Origin of the sequence: Bradyrhizobium sp. 35 (assembly GCF_023073215.1) — a bacterium.
GTDB lineage: Bacteria > Pseudomonadota > Alphaproteobacteria > Rhizobiales > Xanthobacteraceae > Bradyrhizobium > Bradyrhizobium canariense_D.
Window position 1 is genome coordinate 29,591 of the sequence record NZ_JADPJC010000108.1, and the last position, 16,334, is coordinate 45,924.

Consider the following 16,334-nt stretch of genomic DNA (forward strand, 5'->3'; position numbering starts at 1 on the left):
TATTCGCTATTCGCCACCCCATTGAAGAAAGACCACGGCAATGAACGGCCAAAACATTCGCATCCGTCTCAAGGCGTTCGACCATCGTATCCTCGATACGTCGACCCGCGAGATCGTGAACACGGCGAAGCGCACCGGCGCGCAGGTCCGCGGACCCATTCCGCTGCCCACCCGCATCGAGAAGTTCACCGTCAACCGTTCGCCGCACGTCGACAAGAAGAGCCGCGAGCAGTTCGAGATGCGCACTCACAAGCGCCTGCTCGACATCGTCGATCCGACCCCGCAGACCGTCGATGCTTTGATGAAGCTCGACTTGGCCGCCGGTGTCGACGTCGAGATCAAGCTCTAAGATTTGGATCACGTTCGCCACTAGCGGACAGAAAGAACAGGAAGCACGCCGATGCGCTCCGGAGTGATCGCACAAAAGGTCGGGATGACGCGGGTCTTTACAGAGGCCGGCGAACATATCCCCGTGACCGTGCTGAAGCTCGGCAATTGCCAGGTCGTAGGCCACCGCACCGAAGAGAAAAACGGTTATGTCGCGCTCCAGCTTGGTTCTGGCAGCCGCAAGACCGTGTACATGCCCAAGGCGGAGCGCGGCCAGTTCGCGGTCGCGAAGGTCGAGCCGAAGCGGCAGGTCGAGGAATTCCGCGTCTCCGCGGATCAGATGATCCCCGTCGGTGCCGAGATCCTGGCCGACCACTTTGTCGTCGGTCAGTTCGTCGACGTCACCGGTACTTCGGTCGGTAAGGGTTTTGCCGGCGGTATGAAGCGCTGGAACTTCGGCGGTCTGCGCGCCACTCACGGCGTCTCGGTCTCGCACCGTTCGATCGGTTCGACCGGTGGCCGTCAGGACCCGGGCAAGACCTGGAAGAACAAGAAGATGCCCGGTCACATGGGCGTCGACCGCATCACCACGCTCAACCTTCGGGTCGTCCAGCTCGATGTCGAACGCGGTCTGATCCTCGTCGAAGGCGCCGTTCCCGGCTCCAAGGGCGGCTGGATCCGCGTGCGCGACGCCGTCAAGAAGCCGCTGCCTAAGGAAGCTCCGAAGCCCGGCAAGTTCAAGGTTGCTGGCGAAGCGGACGCTGCTCCGGCTGCGCAGGAGGCGTGAGATGGAATTGAAGGTCACGACCCTCGAAGGTAAGGAAGCCGGCTCGGTCCAGCTTTCCGACACCATTTTCGGCCTCGAGCCGCGCCAGGACATCATTGCACGTTGCGTGCAGTGGCAGCTCAACAAGCGCCAGGCCGGTACGCACAAGGCCAAGGGCCGCGCCGAGATCTGGCGCACCGGCAAGAAGATGTACAAGCAGAAGGGTACCGGTGGTGCTCGTCACGGCTCGGCCCGGGTGCCGCAGTTCCGCGGAGGTGGCCGTGCCTTCGGTCCGGTGGTGCGTTCGCACGCCACCGACCTGCCGAAGAAGGTCCGTGCGCTCGCCCTCAAGCATGCGCTCTCGGCCAAGGCCAAGGACGGCGATCTCATCGTGATCGACAAGGCCGCGCTGGAAGCTGCCAAGACCAAGGCGCTGCTCGGTCATTTCTCCGGTCTGGGTTTGACCAACGCGCTGATCGTCGACGGCGCCGAGCTCAACAACGGCTTCGCCGCTGCGGCCCGCAACATCCCGAACATGGACGTGCTGCCGATCCAGGGCATCAACGTCTATGACATCCTGCGCCGTCGGAAGCTTGTTCTGACCAAGGCCGCCATCGATGCGCTGGAGGCGCGCTTCAAATGACGAAGAACATCGAGCCTCGCCACTACGACGTGATCCTGTCGCCGGTCGTGACCGAAAAGGCCACGATCGCCTCGGAGCACAACAAGGTGCTGTTCAAGGTGGCCGCGAAGGCGACCAAGCCGCAGATCAAGGAAGCGATCGAGAAGCTGTTCGACGTCAAGGTCAAGAGTGTCAACACGCTGGTCCGCAAGGGCAAGACCAAGATCTTCCGTGGCAATCTCGGCTCGCAGTCGAACTCCAAGCGCGCGATCGTGACTCTCGAAGAGGGTCACCGGATCGACGTGACCACCGGTCTGTAAGGTCGTACGACGATGGCACTGAAGACATTCAATCCCACGACGCCGGGCCAGCGCCAGCTGGTCATGGTCGATCGTTCGGCCCTCTACAAGGGCAAGCCGGTCAAGGCGCTCACCGAAGGCAAGCACTCCTCCGGCGGCCGTAACAACACCGGTCGCATCACCGTGCGCTTCCGCGGCGGTGGTCATAAGCGAACGTTGCGTACCGTCGATTTCAAGCGCGACAAGGTCGATGCGCCCGCGACGGTCGAGCGGCTGGAGTACGATCCGAACCGCACCGCATTCATCGCGTTGGTCAAGTACGAAGACGGCACCCAGGCCTATATCCTGGCGCCGCAGCGTTTGGCCGTCGGTGATTCCGTCGTCGCCGGCAACTATGTCGACGTGAAGCCGGGCAATGTCATGCCGCTCGGCAACATGCCGGTCGGCACGATCATCCACAACATCGAGGTCAAGATCGGGAAGGGCGGCCAGCTCGCCCGTTCCGCGGGCACCTATGCCCAGCTCGTCGGTCGCGACCAGGACTACGTGATCATCCGCCTGAACTCGGGCGAACAGCGCCTGGTGCACGGCCGTTGCCGCGGCACGATCGGCGCGGTGTCGAACCCGGATCACATGAACACGTCGATCGGCAAGGCCGGCCGCAACCGTTGGCTGGGCCGCAAGCCGCACAACCGCGGCGTTTCGATGAACCCGATCGACCATCCGCACGGCGGTGGTGAAGGTCGTACCTCGGGCGGCCGCCACCCGGTTACTCCGTGGGGCAAGCCGACCAAGGGCAAGAAGACCCGCTCCAACAAGTCGACCAACAAATTCATTCTCCTAAGCCGCCACAAGCGGAAGAAGTAAGGAACGCCGGACATGGTTCGTTCAGTCTGGAAAGGCCCGTTCGTCGAGGGTTCTCTGCTCAAGAAGGCAGATGCCGCGCGCTCGTCCGGCCGTCACGACGTCATCAAGATCTGGAGCCGTCGCTCGACGATCCTGCCGCAATTCGTCGGCCTGACCTTCGGCGTCTACAACGGTCAGAAGCACGTGCCGGTGGCCGTCAACGAGGAAATGGTCGGTCACAAGTTCGGCGAGTTCTCGCCGACCCGCACCTTCCATGGCCACTCCGGGGACAAGAAAGCCAAGAAGGCTTGAGGATTAAACGATGAGCAAACCTAAGCGCGAACGGAGCCTCGCCGAGAACGAGGCCAAGGCGGTCGCCCGGATGCTGCGGGTGAGCCCGCAGAAGCTCAACCTGGTCGCCCAGCTCATTCGCGGCCGGAAGGCGGCTGCTGCGCTCGCCGACCTGCAGTTTTCGCGCAAGCGGATCGCGGTTGACGTGAAGAAGTGCCTGGAATCGGCTATTGCCAACGCCGAGAACAACCACGACCTCGACGTCGACGATCTCGTCGTGGCGCAGGCCTTCGTCGGCAACGGCCTCGTGATGAAGCGCTTTGCCGCCCGCGGCCGTGGCCGTTCGGGCCGTGTCTACAAACCATTTTCACAGCTGACGATCATCGTTCGTCAGGTCGAAGCCGCAGCAGCGGCTTAAGGGACGCAGGAGAACACGATGGGTCAAAAGATCAATCCGATCGGTCTGCGTCTCGGCATCAACCGGACCTGGGATTCCCGCTGGTACGCCGGCAAGCAGGAATACGGCAAGCTGCTGCACGAGGACGTCAAGATTCGTGAGATCCTGCACAAGGAGCTCAAGCAGGCAGCCGTTGCCCGCATCGTGATCGAGCGTCCGCACAAGAAGTGCCGCGTCACCATCCACTCGGCTCGTCCGGGCGTGGTGATCGGCAAGAAGGGCGCCGACATCGACAAGCTGCGCAAGAAGGTCGCGGACATCACGGCGTCCGACGTGGTCATCAACATCGTCGAAATCCGCAAGCCGGAGCTCGATGCGACGCTGGTGGCCGAGTCGATCGCGCAGCAGCTGGAGCGCCGCGTGGCGTTCCGCCGCGCCATGAAGCGCGCCGTGCAGTCAGCGATGCGTCTCGGTGCGGAAGGCATCCGCATCAACTGCTCGGGACGTCTGGGCGGCGCGGAAATCGCGCGCATGGAGTGGTACCGCGAAGGTCGCGTGCCGCTGCACACGCTGCGCGCAGACATCGACTACGGGGTTGCGACCGCGTTCACGACCTTCGGCACCTGCGGTGTCAAGGTCTGGATCTTCAAGGGCGAGATCCTCGAGCACGATCCGATGGCCCAGGACAAGAGAATGGCCGAAGGTGAGACTGGTGGCGGCGGCGATCGCGGCGGCCGGCAGCGCCGGGACAACGCTGCAGCCTGACGCCAGCACAGAGAATTTGAGGGCTTGAAGCCATGATGCAACCTAAGAAAACGAAGTTCCGGAAGGCGCATAAGGGCCGTATCCACGGCGTTGCGTCTTCGGGCGCGACGTTGGCGTTCGGCCAGTTCGGTCTGAAGGCGACCGAGCCTGAGCGCGTCACCGCGCGCCAGATCGAAGCCGCTCGCCGCGCGCTGACCCGCCACATGAAGCGCGCCGGCCGCGTCTGGATCCGCATATTCCCCGACGTTCCCGTGTCGAAGAAGCCTGCCGAAGTCCGCATGGGTTCCGGCAAGGGCGCGCCGGAATTGTGGGTCGCGCGCGTCAAGCCGGGCCGGGTGCTGTTCGAGATCGACGGCGTCAACACCCAGACGGCGCGTGAAGCGCTGACCCTGGCGGCAGCCAAGCTGCCGATCAAGACGCGCTTCGTCGAGCGCATTGCGGAGTAATGGCCATGGCCCAGATGAAAATCGAAGACATCCGCGCGTTGAGCCCCGATCAGCAGGACGACGCCATCCTGAACCTGAAGAAGGAGCGCTTCAACCTGCGCTTCCAGCGCGCCACCGGGCAGCTCGAGAACACCTCGCGCCTGCGCGAAGCCCGCCGTGACATCGCCCGGATCAAGACCGTCGCCGCGCAGACGCGCGCGAAGAAGAAGTAAGAGGCTTACGAAGATGCCGAAACGTACTTTGCAGGGCGTGGTCGTCAGCGACAAGCAAGCCAAGACCATCGTGGTGCGCGTCGATCGCCGCTTTACGCACCCGATCTACAAGAAGACGATCCGCCGTTCGAAGAACTACCACGCGCACGACGAGAGCAACGAGTTCAAGCCGGGCGACATGGTGTGGATCGAGGAATCGAAGCCGATTTCGAAGTTGAAGCGCTGGGTCGTGATCCGGGGCGAACACAAGAAAAGCGCCTGATCTGTTGGCTTTAGCCGACTGACTTCAGGTTAATGTTGAGCGCCGGCTGGGCTGGCGCAAAGAGAAGAGGACGAGGTGCATCAATGATTCAGATGCAGACCAACCTCGACGTGGCCGATAATTCTGGCGCACGCCGTGTCATGTGTATCAAGGTGCTCGGGGGCTCCAAGCGCCGCTACGCCACGATCGGCGACATCATCGTTGTCTCGATCAAGGAAGCTATTCCGCGCGGCAAGGTGAAGAAGGGCGACGTGATGAAGGCCGTCGTGGTGCGCGTCCGCAAGGACATTCGCCGCGCCGACGGTTCGGTCATCCGCTTCGACCGCAACGCCGCCGTTCTGATCAACAATCAGTCCGAGCCGGTCGGTACCCGTATCTTCGGGCCCGTGCCGCGCGAGCTGCGCGCCAAGAACCACATGAAGATCATCTCGCTCGCGCCGGAGGTGCTGTGATGGCTGCGAAGATCCGCAAGGGCGACAAGGTCGTCGTGCTGACCGGCCGCGACAAAGGCCGCACCGGCGAGGTGTTCGAAGTGCGTCCCGACGCCGGTACGGCGCTGGTGCGCGGCATCAACATGGTCAAGCGTCACCAGAAGCAGACGCAGGCCCAGGAGGGCGGCATCATCTCGAAAGAGTCGCCGATCCAACTGTCCAACATCGCGTATGTCGGCAAGGACGGGAAGCCGACCCGCGTCGGATTCAAGATTCTGGCGGACGGCAAGAAGGTCCGCATCGCCAAGAGCTCGGGAGCTGAGATCGATGGCTGAGGCCGCTTACACACCGCGCCTGCGCGCGGAATACGACGCGAAGATCCGGACGGAAATGACCGAGAAGTTCGGTTATGAGAACGTCATGCAGGTTCCGCGCCTGGACAAGGTCGTGCTGAACATGGGCGTTGGCGATTCCGTCAACGACCGCAAGAAGGCCGAGAACGCCGCTGCGGAATTGACCCAGATCGCCGGCCAGAAGGCGATCGTGACCTATTCGCGGATCGCGATCGCGACCTTCAAGTTGCGTGAGAACCAGCCGATCGGCTGCAAGGTCACGCTGCGCAAGGCCCGTATGTACGAGTTCATCGATCGTCTGGTGACGGTCGCGCTGCCCCGCGTCCGCGACTTCCGCGGCTTGAACCCGAAGAGCTTCGATGGCCGCGGCAACTACTCGCTCGGCCTCAAGGAACACATCATTTTCCCCGAGATCGACTTCGACAAGGTCACGGAATCCCGCGGTATGGACATCACCGTCTGCACCACGGCCAAGACCGACGACGAGGCGAGGGCCTTGTTGACCGCATTCAATTTCCCGTTCCGGCAGTGAGACGCTGACCTAAAGCCTCTCAAACGCGGATACCCAGGAGCCAAGCATGGCAAAGAAGAGTTCAATCGAGAAGAACAACCGGCGCAAGCGGATGACGAAGAACGCCGCCCCGAAGCGCGAGCGGTTGAAGGCGATCATCGCCGACAAGACGTTGCCGATGGAGGAGCGGTTCGCTGCGACCCTGAAGCTGGCGGAAATGCCGCGCAACTCGTCGGCGACCCGCATCCGTCTGCGTTGCGAGCTGTCGGGCCGTTCGCGCTCGAACTATCGCTTGACCAAACTGTCCCGCATCGCAATGCGGGACCTTGGCTCCAAGGGCATGGTCCCGGGCCTCGTGAAGTCCAGCTGGTAAGGAGGGTCGTTTAGATGTCTACGCACGATCCAATCAGCGATCTGATCACCCGCATCCGTAACGCGCAGATGCGCTCCAAGAACAAGGTCTCCACGCCTGGCTCGAAGATGCGCGAGAACGTGCTCGAGGTGCTGAAGAGCGAAGGCTACATCCGCGGTTACGCGACGCTCGAGCATTCCTCGGGCCGCAGCGAGATCGAGATCGAGCTGAAGTATTTCGACGGCGAGCCCGTTATCCGTGAGATCGAGCGTGTCTCCAAGCCCGGACGTCGCGTGTACGCCTCGGTGAAGAACCTGCCGCGGGTCAATAACGGACTCGGCATTTCGGTGTTGTCGACGCCGAAGGGAATCATGGCTGACCACAGTGCGCGTGAAGCGAACGTGGGCGGCGAAGTTCTCTTCACGGTGTTCTGAGAAGGATTTTTGATCCATGTCACGTGTTGGCAAAAGACCGGTAGCGGTGCCGTCGGGTGTGACCGCGACCGTCGACGGGCAGACCGTCAAGATGAAGGGGCCGAAGGGCCAGCTTCAGTTCGTCGTCCATAACGACGTCGAGGTGAAGCTCGACAACGGCCAGGTCAAGGTGAACCCGCGGGTCGAGACCAACCGCGCGCGGGCCCTGTACGGGACCGCTCGCGCCCAGGTCGCGAATCTGGTCGAGGGTGTCACCAAGGGTTTCGAGAAGAAGCTCGAAATCACCGGCGTCGGTTACCGCGCCGCGCTGCAGGGCAAGAACCTGCAGCTCGCGCTCGGCTACAGCCACGATGTGGTCTACGCGATCCCGGAGGGGATCACGATCACCGTGCCGAAGCCGACCGAGATCACGGTGACCGGCAGCGACATTCAGCGCGTCGGCCAGGTCGCCGCCGAGATTCGCTCCTATCGTCCGCCGGAGCCCTACAAGGGCAAGGGCGTGAAGTATGTTGGCGAATTCATCTTCCGCAAGGAAGGCAAGAAGAAGTAACGGAGCCGGTCATGTCGAAAGCCAAGGTTACGAATGCCCGGCGCAAGCGCAGTGTACGACTGAAGCTGCGCCGCTCGGGTGGCGGCCGTCCGCGCCTGTCGGTGTTCCGCTCGTCCAAGCACATCTACGCCCAGGTCATCGACGACCTGAAGGGCGAGACGCTGGCCTCTGCCTCGTCGCTCGAGAAGTCGATGCGCGATGGCGGCAAGACCGGCGCCGACATCGATGCGGCGAAGGCGGTCGGCAAGCTGCTGGCCGAGCGCGCCGCCGAGAAGGGTGTCAAGGAAGTCGTGTTCGATCGCGGCAGCTATCTCTATCACGGGCGCGTCAAGGCTCTTGCCGACGCGGCGCGTGAAAGCGGGCTGAGCTTCTAACAGAATTTGAGGATTGAGGCGTAAGCCTCTGAAGGACTGGAAAAACCATGGCAGAACGCGAACAACGTGGTGGACGCGATCAACGCGGCGGCGGACGTGAACGCAGGGAAGAGCGCGACAGCGAGTTCGTTGACAAGCTCGTCCACATCAATCGCGTCGCCAAGGTCGTCAAGGGCGGCAAGCGCTTCGGTTTCGCAGCGCTGGTCGTGATCGGCGACCAGAAGGGCCGCGCCGGCTTCGGTCACGGCAAGGCGCGCGAAGTGCCCGAGGCGATCCGCAAGGCAACCGAATCCGCCAAGCGCAACCTGACCCGCGTGTCGTTGCGCGAGGGCCGCACGCTGCATCACGACATCGCCGGCCGTCATGGCGCGGGCCGTGTTTACCTGCGCGCAGCTCCGGCCGGTACCGGCATCATCGCCGGCGGTCCGATGCGCGCCGTGTTCGAGACGCTCGGCGTCCAGGACGTGGTTGCGAAGTCGATCGGCTCGTCGAACCCGTACAACATGGTTCGCGCGACCTTCGATGCGCTGAAGCATCAGGATTCGCCGCGCTCGGTCGCTGCCCGCCGCAACATCAAGGTGTCCACCCTCCAGTCCCGCCGTATCGGTGGTGACGCCGAGGCGGTTGCCGAATAACGGAAGCTTTTCGGAGTAGACGCCTATGGCCAAGAGTGCCGTTACGACCGCAAAGACGATCAAGCTCGAGCAGACCGGCAGCGCGATCCGCCGCCATCACTCGCAGCGTTCGACGCTGATCGGGCTCAAGCTCAACAAGATCGGCCGCATCAGCGAACTGCCGGACACCCCGGCGGTCCGCGGCATGATCTTGAAAGTTCACCATCTCGTTCGCATTGTCGACGAGAAGTAAGCAAAGGCGCACGATCCCGAAGCGGGACCCGTTTTCGGTGAAGGTCATGCGCAAGAAACAAGGAGCAGGGCGATGAAGCTCAGCGATATCGCCGACAATGCCGGCTCGCGCAAGAAGCGTATGCGCGTCGGCCGCGGCATTGGTTCGGGCAAGGGCAAGCAGGCCGGCCGCGGTGGCAAGGGCCAGACCGCGCGTTCGGGCGTGCGCATCAAGGGTTTCGAAGGCGGCCAGATGCCCTTGCATCGCCGTCTGCCCAAGCGCGGCTTCAACAACATCTTCCGCGTGGAGTTCGCCGAGATCAATCTCGACCGGCTCCAGGATGCGGTCGATGCCAAGAAGATCGACGCCGGCAGCGTCGTGAACGTCGAATCCCTGGTCAAGGCCGGCGTGCTGCGCCGCGCCAAGGGTGGCCTGCGGCTGCTCGGCCGCGGCGAGTTCAAGGCCAAGCTCAACATCGAAGTGCACGGCGCCTCGAAGACCGCGATCGCGGCAGTCGAGAAGGCCGGCGGCTCGGTGAAGATCCTCGCGCCTGCCAAGGAAGAAGGCGAGGCGGCGTAACAACTGCGTCATCGGCCCGCGGCTCGCGGGCCTTTACGCACGCGGGACGATGGACTTATCGAAGCCGTAGCCCCAGATAATGTCCGGTGTCCGGTATAATGTAGCCCGGCCGCGGGCATAACGGCGCAATAAGCGGCGGGAGAAAGTCCAAGATGGCCTCTGCAGCGGAACAACTGGCAGCCAATCTCAATTTCGGTGCGTTTGCCAAGGCCGACGAACTGAAGAAGCGCATCTGGTTCACCCTGGGCGCGCTGCTCGTTTATCGGCTCGGGACCTACATCCCGTTGCCCGGCATCGATCCCAACATCTGGGAGCAGGTGTTCCGCTCCCAGGCGGGCGGCATCCTCGGCATGTTCAATATGTTCGCTGGCGGCGGCATTCACCGCATGGCGATCTTTGCGCTGAACATCATGCCGTACATCTCCGCCTCCATCATCATCCAGCTCCTGACCACCGTCTCGCCGCAGCTCGAGGCGCTGAAGAAGGAAGGCGAGTCCGGCCGCAAGCTGCTGAACCAGTACACCCGTTATCTCACGGTGATCCTGGCCGCGTTCCAGTCCTACGGCATTGCGGTGGGCCTCGAAGGCGCTGGCAACGTCGTCAGCGACCCCGGCATGTTCTTCCGCCTGTCGACGGCGATCACGCTGACCGGCGGCACCATGTTCCTGATGTGGCTGGGCGAGCAGATCACGTCGCGCGGCATCGGCAACGGCATTTCCCTGATCATTCTCTCCGGCATCGTCGCCGAGCTGCCCGCGGCGCTCGCCAACATGCTCGAGCTCGGCCGTCAGGGTGCGATGTCGACCGGCCTGATTCTGGTCGTCATCATCATGGCGGTGGCCGTGATCGCCTTCATCGTGTTCGTGGAGCGCGCCCAGCGCCGGCTCTTGATCCAGTATCCGAAGCGCCAGGTCGGCAACAAGATGTTCGAGGGGCAGTCCTCGCATCTGCCGCTCAAGCTCAACACCTCGGGCGTGATCCCGCCGATCTTCGCGTCCTCGCTGCTGCTGCTGCCGACCACGGTCGCGAACTTCAACGCGGGCAGTGGGCCGGAATGGTTCCAGTGGATCAACACCCAGCTCGGCCACGGCCGTCCGCTGTTCCTGATCATGTATCTGGCGCTGATCGTGTTCTTCGCCTTCTTCTACACCGCGATCGTGTTCAATCCGACCGAGACCGCGGACAATCTGAAGAAGCACGGCGGCTTCATTCCGGGTATCCGCCCGGGCGAGCGTACCGCGGAATATATCGACTACGTGCTGTCGCGGATCACCGTGCTCGGCGCGGTGTATCTGGCGATCGTCTGCTTGATTCCGGAAATCCTGATCTCCTACGCGTCGGTGCCGTTCTACTTTGGCGGCACTTCGCTGTTGATCGTCGTCAGCGTCACCATGGACACGGTGGCGCAGGTGCAGGGCTATCTCCTGGCGCATCAGTACGAAGGCCTGATCCGGAAGTCGAAGCTGCGCGGCCGCCGCCGTTAAGCGCGGCGTCCCTCGGGCGGCGCGATTGCGCCGCCGATTCGCCGCGCGTGCAATGCGCGCGGACGGCGAGCCGGCCATTCGGTCGCCTCGGCAGAGTCGCTCTTCCTGTCGTGCAAGCATTGATCTCAAAGGCTTCTTGGCGTCTGGCCATTTGCTCCCCTATGATATGGGTAGCGGTGCGGCGCTGATTATGATTTGCACTGTAACTGGACTTCAAAACACGGGCGCGCGACGTATCGCGCACCAATCGGGGGGCGTACGCCGATGAGAATTATACTTCTGGGGCCACCGGGATCGGGCAAGGGCACCCAGGCGCAGCTGCTGGTGCAGCGCTATGGCATCGTCCAGCTCTCGACCGGCGAGATGTTGCGTGCAGCGGTGGCGGCCGGAACGCCGGTCGGGCTCAAGGCTAAGGAGATCATGGCCAGCGGCGGTCTCGTGCCAGACGATGTCGTGGTGGGGATCATCTCCGATCGGATCGATCAGCCGGATGCCAAAAACGGTTTCATCCTTGACGGTTTCCCGCGGACCGTGCCGCAGGCCGAGGCGCTGGATGAGCTGCTCAAGCACAAGCACCTCAAGCTCGATGCCGTGATCGAGCTCCGCGTCAACGAAAGCGCGCTCCTGAATCGCGTCGAGACTCGCGTCGCCCAGATGCGCGAGCGCGGGGAAGAGGTCCGGCTTGATGACACCCCGGAGGTCCTGACCAAGCGACTCGCCAGCTACCGCAGCCAGACGGAACCGCTGATTCACTACTATTCCGAGCGGCGCAAGCTCTCGACCATCGACGGCATGATGGCCATCGATGAGGTCACCCGCGCCATCCATCGCCAGCTCCTGGCGCTCGGGGCGGTCGAGCCCAAGACGCATGGCAAGGCACATGGCAAGACGCGCGCCCGGAGTGCGACAAAGGCGGCCCCGGCCAGAAAGGCCAAGGCGGCGAAGAAATCGGCCAAAAAGTCTGCGAAAGCGGCCAAAAAGGCTGCCAAATCCGAGAAGGCGGCCAAGAAGGCTACGAAGGCGGGCAAGAGAATCGTCAAGAAAGCCGCCAAGAAGGCAGGAAAGAAGATGGCAGCCAAGAAGACCGCCAGGAAGGCTGTCAAGAAAGGTGCCAAAAAGGCCGCAAAAAAGGTCACGAAAAGGCGAGCTAAGCGCTAGCAGCGGTTGACGAAGCCCCCTGAATCCCCTAATAAGCCCGCATCCAAGTCGGATAGTTTCAAACGATGCCGGGCCCCAGGAAGACCAGGGGTGGGCGTCGTGTTCGCGTTTGTGAACACCTGCCCGAGAAACCAAGCACTTAAAGCCCGATTCCTGACGAGGGATTGGCGACAGGAGAGAAGGCCGTGGCCCGTATTGCCGGCGTGAACATCCCGACCAACAAGCGCGTGCTGATCGCGCTCCAGTACATCCATGGCATCGGTCAGAAGATCGCCGGTGAGATTCTGGAGAAGGTGAAGATCCCGGTGGATCGTCGCGTCAATCAGCTCAGCGACGCCGAAGTGCTCCAGATCCGCGAAGTGATCGACCGCGACTATATGGTCGAGGGCGATTTGCGTCGTGAGGTCGGCATCAACATCAAGCGTCTGATGGACCTCGGCTGCTATCGCGGCCTGCGCCATCGTCGCGGTCTGCCGGTGCGTGGCCAGCGTACCCACACCAACGCGCGTACGCGCAAGGGTCCGGCCAAGGCCATTGCCGGCAAGAAGAAGTAAGTTTTCGCATCCAATCACGGCGTGTGGCGACCCGGGGATGACCCGTTCGCCACGCGCCTTTCGTTCCACAGGTGTAGCCGCTGGCATTACGGCGGCGTTGAGATCTTCAGGAAAGGTAGTCTATGGGCAAGGAAGCCACCCGCGTTCGTCGTCGTGAGCGCAAGAACATCGCCTCCGGCGTCGCGCACGTGAACTCGTCGTTCAACAACACGACCATCACCATCACCGACGCGCAGGGCAACACGATTGCCTGGTCCTCCGCCGGCACGATGGGCTTCAAGGGCTCGCGCAAGTCGACCCCGTATGCCGCACAGGTTGCCGCCGAGGACGTGTCGAAGAAGGCGCAGGAGCACGGCATGCGCACGCTGGAAGTCGAAGTCGCCGGTCCCGGTTCGGGCCGCGAATCGGCGCTCCGGGCGCTGCAGGCCGCGGGCTTCACCGTCACCTCGATCCGCGACGTGACCACGATCCCGCACAACGGTTGCCGTCCCCGTAAGCGTCGGCGCGTTTGATACCAGATTGCGGGCGCATTGGCGCCCGCGATGATTTTTTGCAAAGCCGTGGAAATGATCTGCGGCCTTTCTCCAACGCCAGTGCCTGCAACAGCAGTCTGACTGGCCTGTATGGGTGAAACAGTGACGATCCAGAAAAATTGGCAAGAACTGATTCGGCCGAACAAGCTGCAGGTACAGCCCGGCAGCGATCCGACCCGTTTCGCGACCATCGTCGCCGAACCGCTCGAGCGCGGCTTCGGCCAGACGCTCGGCAACGCGCTACGCCGCATCCTGCTGTCCTCGCTCCAGGGCGCGGCAGTGCAGTCGGTGCACATCGACGGCGTGCTGCACGAGTTCTCCTCGATCGCGGGCGTCCGTGAGGACGTCACCGACATCGTGCTCAACATCAAGGACATCTCGATCAAGATGCAGGGCGAAGGCCCCAAGCGCATGGTCGTCAAGAAGTCCGGACCGGGCGTCGTCACCGCCGGCGACATCCAGACCGTGGGCGACGTCGTCGTGCTCAATCCCGACCTGCAGATCTGCACGCTCGATGAGGGCGCCGAGATCCGTATGGAGTTCACGGTCGCAACCGGCAAGGGCTACGTTCCCGCCGAGCGCAACCGCCCCGAGGACGCACCGATCGGCCTGATCCCGGTCGACAGCCTGTACTCGCCGGTCCGCAAGGTCTCCTACAAGGTCGAGAACACCCGCGAGGGCCAGATCCTCGACTACGACAAGCTGACCATGACGATCGAGACCAACGGCGCACTGACGCCGGATGATTCCGTGGCCTACGCGGCGCGCATCCTGCAGGATCAGCTCAACGTGTTCGTCAACTTCGAAGAGCCGCGCAAGGAAGTCGCCCAGGAGATCATCCCGGACCTCGCCTTCAACCCGGCCTTCCTCAAGAAGGTGGACGAGCTCGAGCTGTCGGTGCGCTCGGCCAATTGCTTGAAGAACGACAACATCGTCTACATCGGCGACCTCGTGCAGAAGAGCGAAGCGGAAATGCTCCGCACTCCGAACTTCGGCCGCAAGTCTCTGAACGAGATCAAGGAAGTGCTGGCCCAGATGGGTCTGCACCTCGGCATGGAAGTGCCGGGCTGGCCGCCGGAGAACATCGACGAGCTCGCCAAGCGCTTCGAGGATCACTACTGATCCGAACGACGACAGGCTGAACGACAACAGGCTGAGGCGCGAATTCATCGCGCCTTAGCGGGCGAACGCAGGCAGCCCACCTGAGCAACTGGTCCGACGAACCGTCGCGACGAATGAAATTCAAGGAATAGATAAATGCGTCACGGCAAGGTTCATCGCAAGCTCAACCGCACCGCTGAGCATCGCCGCGCGATGTTCGCCAACATGTGCGCCGCGCTGATCAAGCACGAGCAGATCGTCACCACGCTGCCGAAGGCGAAGGAATTGCGTCCGATCGTCGAGAAGCTGATTACCCTCGGCAAGAAGGGCGGGCTGGCCATGCGCCGTCAGGCCATCTCGGAGATGCGTGACAAGGATCAGGTCAGGAAGCTGTTCGACACGCTCGCGCCCCGCTACAAGGATCGCCAGGGTGGCTACACCCGCATCATCAAGGCCGGCTTCCGCTACGGCGACAACGCCCCGATGGCCGTGATCGAGTTTGTCGATCGTGATGTCGATGCCAAGGGCCTGGATTCCGGTCCGGTGCGGGAAAAGGAAGCCGAGGCGGCATAAGCCGACCGGCAGAGAGTTTTCAGAAAGCGGCGCCTTCGGGCGCCGCTTTTTTATTGGCCGTCCTGTTGGTTACGTCCCGCTCCTCACGCGTCGGTGAGTGCCGATTGCTATCGTGCCGGCAGCGCCCAATATCTCCGCAAGCATCAACGGAGATCACGCATGAACATCGACCTATCCGGAAAGACCGCCCTCGTCACCGGCTCGACTGCCGGCATCGGCCACGCCATCGCCAAGGGCCTTGCCGGCTCGGGTGCGAGCGTCGTGATCAACGGACGCGGCCAGGACAAGGTCGATGCGGCCGTGCGCAAGCTGGAAGGGGCGGGCGGAAAGGTCCGCGGCATCGCCGCCGACGTCTCGACCGCGGCGGGCTGCAAGGCGCTGGCCGCGGCGCTGCCAGACGTCGACATCCTCATCAACAATGCCGGCATCTTCGAGCCGAGGGACTTTTTCGACATTCCGGACGAGGACTGGAGCCGCTTTTTCGAGGTCAACGTGATGAGCGGCGTGCGTCTCTCGCGTGCGTATATGAAAGGCATGCTCAAGCGCAACTGGGGCCGAATCGTCTTCATCTCCTCGGAGTCCGGGCTCAACATTCCCGTCGAGATGATCCACTACGGCATGAGCAAGACGGCGCAGCTCTCGGTCGCGCGGGGCCTGGCGCAGCTCACACGGGGCACCGGCGTCACCGTCAATTCCGTGCTGCCGGGCCCGACAATGTCGGAGGGCGTCGAGACGTTCGTGAAGGATCTTGCCAAGCAGAACGGCCAGTCGGTCGATGAGGCCGCGGCCAATTTCGTCAAACAACATCGCCCAAGCTCGCTGCTCCAGCGCTTCGCCAGCGTCGATGAGATCGCCAACATGGTGGTGTATGCGGCTTCGAAGGAAGCCTCGGCGACCAACGGCGCGGCGTTGCGTGCGGAGGGCGGCATCATCAATACGATTGCCTGAGGCCTGCGGATGCCGGCCTATGTGATCTCCGAGGTCGAGGTACGCGACAGAGCCGCGATGGAAGCCTATCGCGAGCTGGCCGCAGCAACCATCGTGCAATATGGCGGCCGCTATCTCGTGCGCGGCGGCGCCGCCGAATTGGTGGAGGGCGGCCCGCCGCCCAAGACCATCATCATCGTGGAGTTCCCATCGATGGCGCGGGCGCAGGAATGGTATGCCTCGGCCGAGTACGCCGAGGCGCTGAAGCTGCGGCACACGGCGCTGGAGCGTCGGCTGCTGTTTGTCGAGGGCGTGGCACCGTAGACAAGCCCGGGCATGAC

The 16,334-nt window shown here is 62.9% G+C and carries 29 protein-coding genes; all 29 read left to right on the plus strand.

Translation table 11 applies throughout. The annotated features are described in order from the left end of the window. Positions 1-40: 40 nt before the first annotated feature. The 29 genes from rpsJ (at position 41) to IVB36_RS21540 (ending at position 16,317) form a co-directional block, all read left to right on the plus strand. A complete protein-coding gene (gene rpsJ, locus IVB36_RS21400) occupies positions 41-349 on the plus strand; it encodes a 30S ribosomal protein S10 (protein WP_002712302.1) in 309 nt (102 codons plus the stop codon). Positions 350-400: 51 nt separating this feature from the next. Next, a complete protein-coding gene (gene rplC, locus IVB36_RS21405; RefSeq protein WP_007603016.1) occupies positions 401-1,114 on the plus strand; it encodes a 50S ribosomal protein L3 in 714 nt (237 codons plus the stop codon). Between the two features lies 1 nt (position 1,115). Next, positions 1,116-1,736, plus strand: a complete 621-nt coding sequence (rplD, locus tag IVB36_RS21410) for a 50S ribosomal protein L4 (protein ID WP_247336076.1) — start codon at positions 1,116-1,118, stop codon at positions 1,734-1,736. Then, positions 1,733-2,035, plus strand: a complete 303-nt coding sequence (locus IVB36_RS21415) for a 50S ribosomal protein L23 (protein ID WP_007603019.1) — start codon at positions 1,733-1,735, stop codon at positions 2,033-2,035. Before rplD ends, IVB36_RS21415 begins: the two co-directional genes overlap by 4 nt. A 12-nt stretch (positions 2,036-2,047) precedes the next feature. Continuing rightward, positions 2,048-2,881, plus strand: a complete 834-nt coding sequence (gene rplB / locus IVB36_RS21420) for a 50S ribosomal protein L2 (protein ID WP_007611609.1) — start codon at positions 2,048-2,050, stop codon at positions 2,879-2,881. A 12-nt stretch (positions 2,882-2,893) separates the two neighbouring features. Next, positions 2,894-3,172 (plus strand): 30S ribosomal protein S19, encoded by a 279-nt coding sequence (rpsS, locus tag IVB36_RS21425; RefSeq protein WP_007603021.1) that lies wholly within the window; start codon positions 2,894-2,896, stop codon positions 3,170-3,172. Between the two features lie 10 nt (positions 3,173-3,182). Beyond that, on the plus strand, positions 3,183-3,569 hold the full coding sequence (rplV, locus tag IVB36_RS21430) for a 50S ribosomal protein L22 (RefSeq protein ID WP_007603022.1): 387 nt from the start codon (positions 3,183-3,185) through the stop codon (positions 3,567-3,569). Positions 3,570-3,587: 18 nt separating this feature from the next. After that, positions 3,588-4,313, plus strand: a complete 726-nt coding sequence (rpsC, locus tag IVB36_RS21435; protein WP_007603023.1) for a 30S ribosomal protein S3 — start codon at positions 3,588-3,590, stop codon at positions 4,311-4,313. A gap of 32 nt (positions 4,314-4,345) precedes the next feature. Then, positions 4,346-4,759, plus strand: a complete 414-nt coding sequence (gene rplP, locus IVB36_RS21440) for a 50S ribosomal protein L16 (RefSeq protein ID WP_007603024.1) — start codon at positions 4,346-4,348, stop codon at positions 4,757-4,759. Positions 4,760-4,764: 5 nt separating this feature from the next. Next, on the plus strand, positions 4,765-4,971 hold the full coding sequence (gene rpmC / locus IVB36_RS21445) for a 50S ribosomal protein L29 (protein ID WP_007603026.1): 207 nt from the start codon (positions 4,765-4,767) through the stop codon (positions 4,969-4,971). 13 nt (positions 4,972-4,984) lie between these two features. Then, positions 4,985-5,233, plus strand: a complete 249-nt coding sequence (gene rpsQ, locus IVB36_RS21450) for a 30S ribosomal protein S17 (RefSeq protein ID WP_007603028.1) — start codon at positions 4,985-4,987, stop codon at positions 5,231-5,233. 83 nt (positions 5,234-5,316) lie between these two features. After that, the gene (gene rplN, locus IVB36_RS21455) at positions 5,317-5,685 is read left to right on the plus strand and encodes a 50S ribosomal protein L14 (RefSeq protein WP_007603030.1); all 369 of its coding nucleotides are present in this window, start codon (positions 5,317-5,319) and stop codon (positions 5,683-5,685) included. Further along, positions 5,685-5,999: a 50S ribosomal protein L24 gene (rplX, locus tag IVB36_RS21460; protein WP_007603031.1), complete on the plus strand. Its 315-nt coding sequence runs from the start codon at positions 5,685-5,687 to the stop codon at positions 5,997-5,999. Before rplN ends, rplX begins: the two co-directional genes overlap by 1 nt. After that, positions 5,992-6,549, plus strand: coding sequence for a 50S ribosomal protein L5 (gene rplE / locus IVB36_RS21465; protein ID WP_007603032.1), 558 nt, complete (start codon positions 5,992-5,994; stop codon positions 6,547-6,549). Before rplX ends, rplE begins: the two co-directional genes overlap by 8 nt. A 46-nt stretch (positions 6,550-6,595) precedes the next feature. Then, positions 6,596-6,901, plus strand: a complete 306-nt coding sequence (gene rpsN / locus IVB36_RS21470) for a 30S ribosomal protein S14 (RefSeq protein WP_007611604.1) — start codon at positions 6,596-6,598, stop codon at positions 6,899-6,901. Between the two features lie 14 nt (positions 6,902-6,915). Then, positions 6,916-7,314, plus strand: coding sequence for a 30S ribosomal protein S8 (gene rpsH, locus IVB36_RS21475; protein ID WP_007603034.1), 399 nt, complete (start codon positions 6,916-6,918; stop codon positions 7,312-7,314). A gap of 16 nt (positions 7,315-7,330) precedes the next feature. Beyond that, positions 7,331-7,864, plus strand: a complete 534-nt coding sequence (gene rplF, locus IVB36_RS21480) for a 50S ribosomal protein L6 (RefSeq protein ID WP_007603035.1) — start codon at positions 7,331-7,333, stop codon at positions 7,862-7,864. A gap of 11 nt (positions 7,865-7,875) precedes the next feature. Continuing rightward, on the plus strand, positions 7,876-8,238 hold the full coding sequence (gene rplR / locus IVB36_RS21485) for a 50S ribosomal protein L18 (protein ID WP_007603036.1): 363 nt from the start codon (positions 7,876-7,878) through the stop codon (positions 8,236-8,238). 47 nt (positions 8,239-8,285) lie between these two features. Further along, positions 8,286-8,873: a 30S ribosomal protein S5 gene (gene rpsE, locus IVB36_RS21490; protein WP_007603037.1), complete on the plus strand. Its 588-nt coding sequence runs from the start codon at positions 8,286-8,288 to the stop codon at positions 8,871-8,873. A 25-nt stretch (positions 8,874-8,898) separates the two neighbouring features. Next, a complete protein-coding gene (gene rpmD, locus IVB36_RS21495; RefSeq protein WP_018456457.1) occupies positions 8,899-9,105 on the plus strand; it encodes a 50S ribosomal protein L30 in 207 nt (68 codons plus the stop codon). Between the two features lie 72 nt (positions 9,106-9,177). Beyond that, positions 9,178-9,663 (plus strand): 50S ribosomal protein L15, encoded by a 486-nt coding sequence (gene rplO / locus IVB36_RS21500; protein ID WP_027518586.1) that lies wholly within the window; start codon positions 9,178-9,180, stop codon positions 9,661-9,663. Between the two features lie 152 nt (positions 9,664-9,815). Beyond that, complete coding sequence (secY, locus tag IVB36_RS21505) at positions 9,816-11,147, plus strand: preprotein translocase subunit SecY (protein ID WP_007611601.1); 1,332 nt, start codon at positions 9,816-9,818, stop codon at positions 11,145-11,147. Positions 11,148-11,411: 264 nt separating this feature from the next. Continuing rightward, complete coding sequence (locus tag IVB36_RS21510; protein ID WP_204511513.1) at positions 11,412-12,305, plus strand: adenylate kinase; 894 nt, start codon at positions 11,412-11,414, stop codon at positions 12,303-12,305. Between the two features lie 185 nt (positions 12,306-12,490). Continuing rightward, on the plus strand, positions 12,491-12,859 hold the full coding sequence (gene rpsM, locus IVB36_RS21515; RefSeq protein WP_018456460.1) for a 30S ribosomal protein S13: 369 nt from the start codon (positions 12,491-12,493) through the stop codon (positions 12,857-12,859). A 122-nt stretch (positions 12,860-12,981) separates the two neighbouring features. Continuing rightward, positions 12,982-13,371 carry a 30S ribosomal protein S11 gene (rpsK, locus tag IVB36_RS21520; protein ID WP_007603045.1) on the plus strand — a complete coding sequence of 130 codons (390 nt, stop codon included), beginning with the start codon at positions 12,982-12,984 and terminating at the stop codon, positions 13,369-13,371. A 111-nt stretch (positions 13,372-13,482) separates the two neighbouring features. After that, positions 13,483-14,514 carry a DNA-directed RNA polymerase subunit alpha gene (locus IVB36_RS21525; protein ID WP_007603046.1) on the plus strand — a complete coding sequence of 344 codons (1,032 nt, stop codon included), beginning with the start codon at positions 13,483-13,485 and terminating at the stop codon, positions 14,512-14,514. Positions 14,515-14,649: 135 nt separating this feature from the next. After that, on the plus strand, positions 14,650-15,066 hold the full coding sequence (gene rplQ, locus IVB36_RS21530; protein WP_247362361.1) for a 50S ribosomal protein L17: 417 nt from the start codon (positions 14,650-14,652) through the stop codon (positions 15,064-15,066). A 159-nt stretch (positions 15,067-15,225) separates the two neighbouring features. Then, entirely contained in the window at positions 15,226-16,014 is a 789-nt protein-coding gene (locus IVB36_RS21535) for an SDR family oxidoreductase (protein WP_247297052.1), read from the plus strand. Positions 16,015-16,023: 9 nt separating this feature from the next. After that, positions 16,024-16,317 (plus strand): DUF1330 domain-containing protein, encoded by a 294-nt coding sequence (locus IVB36_RS21540; RefSeq protein WP_247392941.1) that lies wholly within the window; start codon positions 16,024-16,026, stop codon positions 16,315-16,317. Positions 16,318-16,334: the final 17 nt, after the last annotated feature.

Excerpts from the sequence above, each read along its gene's own strand:
- rpsJ (WP_002712302.1), top strand. The coding sequence starts at position 41 with ATGAACGGCCAAAACATTCGCATCCGTCTCAAGGCGTTCGACCATCGT.
- rplC (WP_007603016.1), top strand. The coding sequence starts at position 401 with ATGCGCTCCGGAGTGATCGCACAAAAGGTCGGGATGACGCGGGTCTTT.
- rplD (WP_247336076.1), top strand. The coding sequence starts at position 1,116 with ATGGAATTGAAGGTCACGACCCTCGAAGGTAAGGAAGCCGGCTCGGTC.
- IVB36_RS21415 (WP_007603019.1), top strand. The coding sequence starts at position 1,733 with ATGACGAAGAACATCGAGCCTCGCCACTACGACGTGATCCTGTCGCCG.
- rplB (WP_007611609.1), top strand. The coding sequence starts at position 2,048 with ATGGCACTGAAGACATTCAATCCCACGACGCCGGGCCAGCGCCAGCTG.
- rpsS (WP_007603021.1), top strand. The coding sequence starts at position 2,894 with ATGGTTCGTTCAGTCTGGAAAGGCCCGTTCGTCGAGGGTTCTCTGCTC.
- rplV (WP_007603022.1), top strand. The coding sequence starts at position 3,183 with ATGAGCAAACCTAAGCGCGAACGGAGCCTCGCCGAGAACGAGGCCAAG.
- rpsC (WP_007603023.1), top strand. The coding sequence starts at position 3,588 with ATGGGTCAAAAGATCAATCCGATCGGTCTGCGTCTCGGCATCAACCGG.
- rplP (WP_007603024.1), top strand. The coding sequence starts at position 4,346 with ATGATGCAACCTAAGAAAACGAAGTTCCGGAAGGCGCATAAGGGCCGT.
- rpmC (WP_007603026.1), top strand. The coding sequence starts at position 4,765 with ATGGCCCAGATGAAAATCGAAGACATCCGCGCGTTGAGCCCCGATCAG.
- rpsQ (WP_007603028.1), top strand. The coding sequence starts at position 4,985 with ATGCCGAAACGTACTTTGCAGGGCGTGGTCGTCAGCGACAAGCAAGCC.
- rplN (WP_007603030.1), top strand. The coding sequence starts at position 5,317 with ATGATTCAGATGCAGACCAACCTCGACGTGGCCGATAATTCTGGCGCA.
- rplX (WP_007603031.1), top strand. The coding sequence starts at position 5,685 with ATGGCTGCGAAGATCCGCAAGGGCGACAAGGTCGTCGTGCTGACCGGC.
- rplE (WP_007603032.1), top strand. The coding sequence starts at position 5,992 with ATGGCTGAGGCCGCTTACACACCGCGCCTGCGCGCGGAATACGACGCG.
- rpsN (WP_007611604.1), top strand. The coding sequence starts at position 6,596 with ATGGCAAAGAAGAGTTCAATCGAGAAGAACAACCGGCGCAAGCGGATG.
- rpsH (WP_007603034.1), top strand. The coding sequence starts at position 6,916 with ATGTCTACGCACGATCCAATCAGCGATCTGATCACCCGCATCCGTAAC.
- rplF (WP_007603035.1), top strand. The coding sequence starts at position 7,331 with ATGTCACGTGTTGGCAAAAGACCGGTAGCGGTGCCGTCGGGTGTGACC.
- rplR (WP_007603036.1), top strand. The coding sequence starts at position 7,876 with ATGTCGAAAGCCAAGGTTACGAATGCCCGGCGCAAGCGCAGTGTACGA.
- rpsE (WP_007603037.1), top strand. The coding sequence starts at position 8,286 with ATGGCAGAACGCGAACAACGTGGTGGACGCGATCAACGCGGCGGCGGA.
- rpmD (WP_018456457.1), top strand. The coding sequence starts at position 8,899 with ATGGCCAAGAGTGCCGTTACGACCGCAAAGACGATCAAGCTCGAGCAG.
- rplO (WP_027518586.1), top strand. The coding sequence starts at position 9,178 with ATGAAGCTCAGCGATATCGCCGACAATGCCGGCTCGCGCAAGAAGCGT.
- secY (WP_007611601.1), top strand. The coding sequence starts at position 9,816 with ATGGCCTCTGCAGCGGAACAACTGGCAGCCAATCTCAATTTCGGTGCG.
- IVB36_RS21510 (WP_204511513.1), top strand. The coding sequence starts at position 11,412 with ATGAGAATTATACTTCTGGGGCCACCGGGATCGGGCAAGGGCACCCAG.
- rpsK (WP_007603045.1), top strand. The coding sequence starts at position 12,982 with ATGGGCAAGGAAGCCACCCGCGTTCGTCGTCGTGAGCGCAAGAACATC.
- IVB36_RS21525 (WP_007603046.1), top strand. The coding sequence starts at position 13,483 with ATGGGTGAAACAGTGACGATCCAGAAAAATTGGCAAGAACTGATTCGG.
- rplQ (WP_247362361.1), top strand. The coding sequence starts at position 14,650 with ATGCGTCACGGCAAGGTTCATCGCAAGCTCAACCGCACCGCTGAGCAT.
- IVB36_RS21535 (WP_247297052.1), top strand. The coding sequence starts at position 15,226 with ATGAACATCGACCTATCCGGAAAGACCGCCCTCGTCACCGGCTCGACT.
- IVB36_RS21540 (WP_247392941.1), top strand. The coding sequence starts at position 16,024 with ATGCCGGCCTATGTGATCTCCGAGGTCGAGGTACGCGACAGAGCCGCG.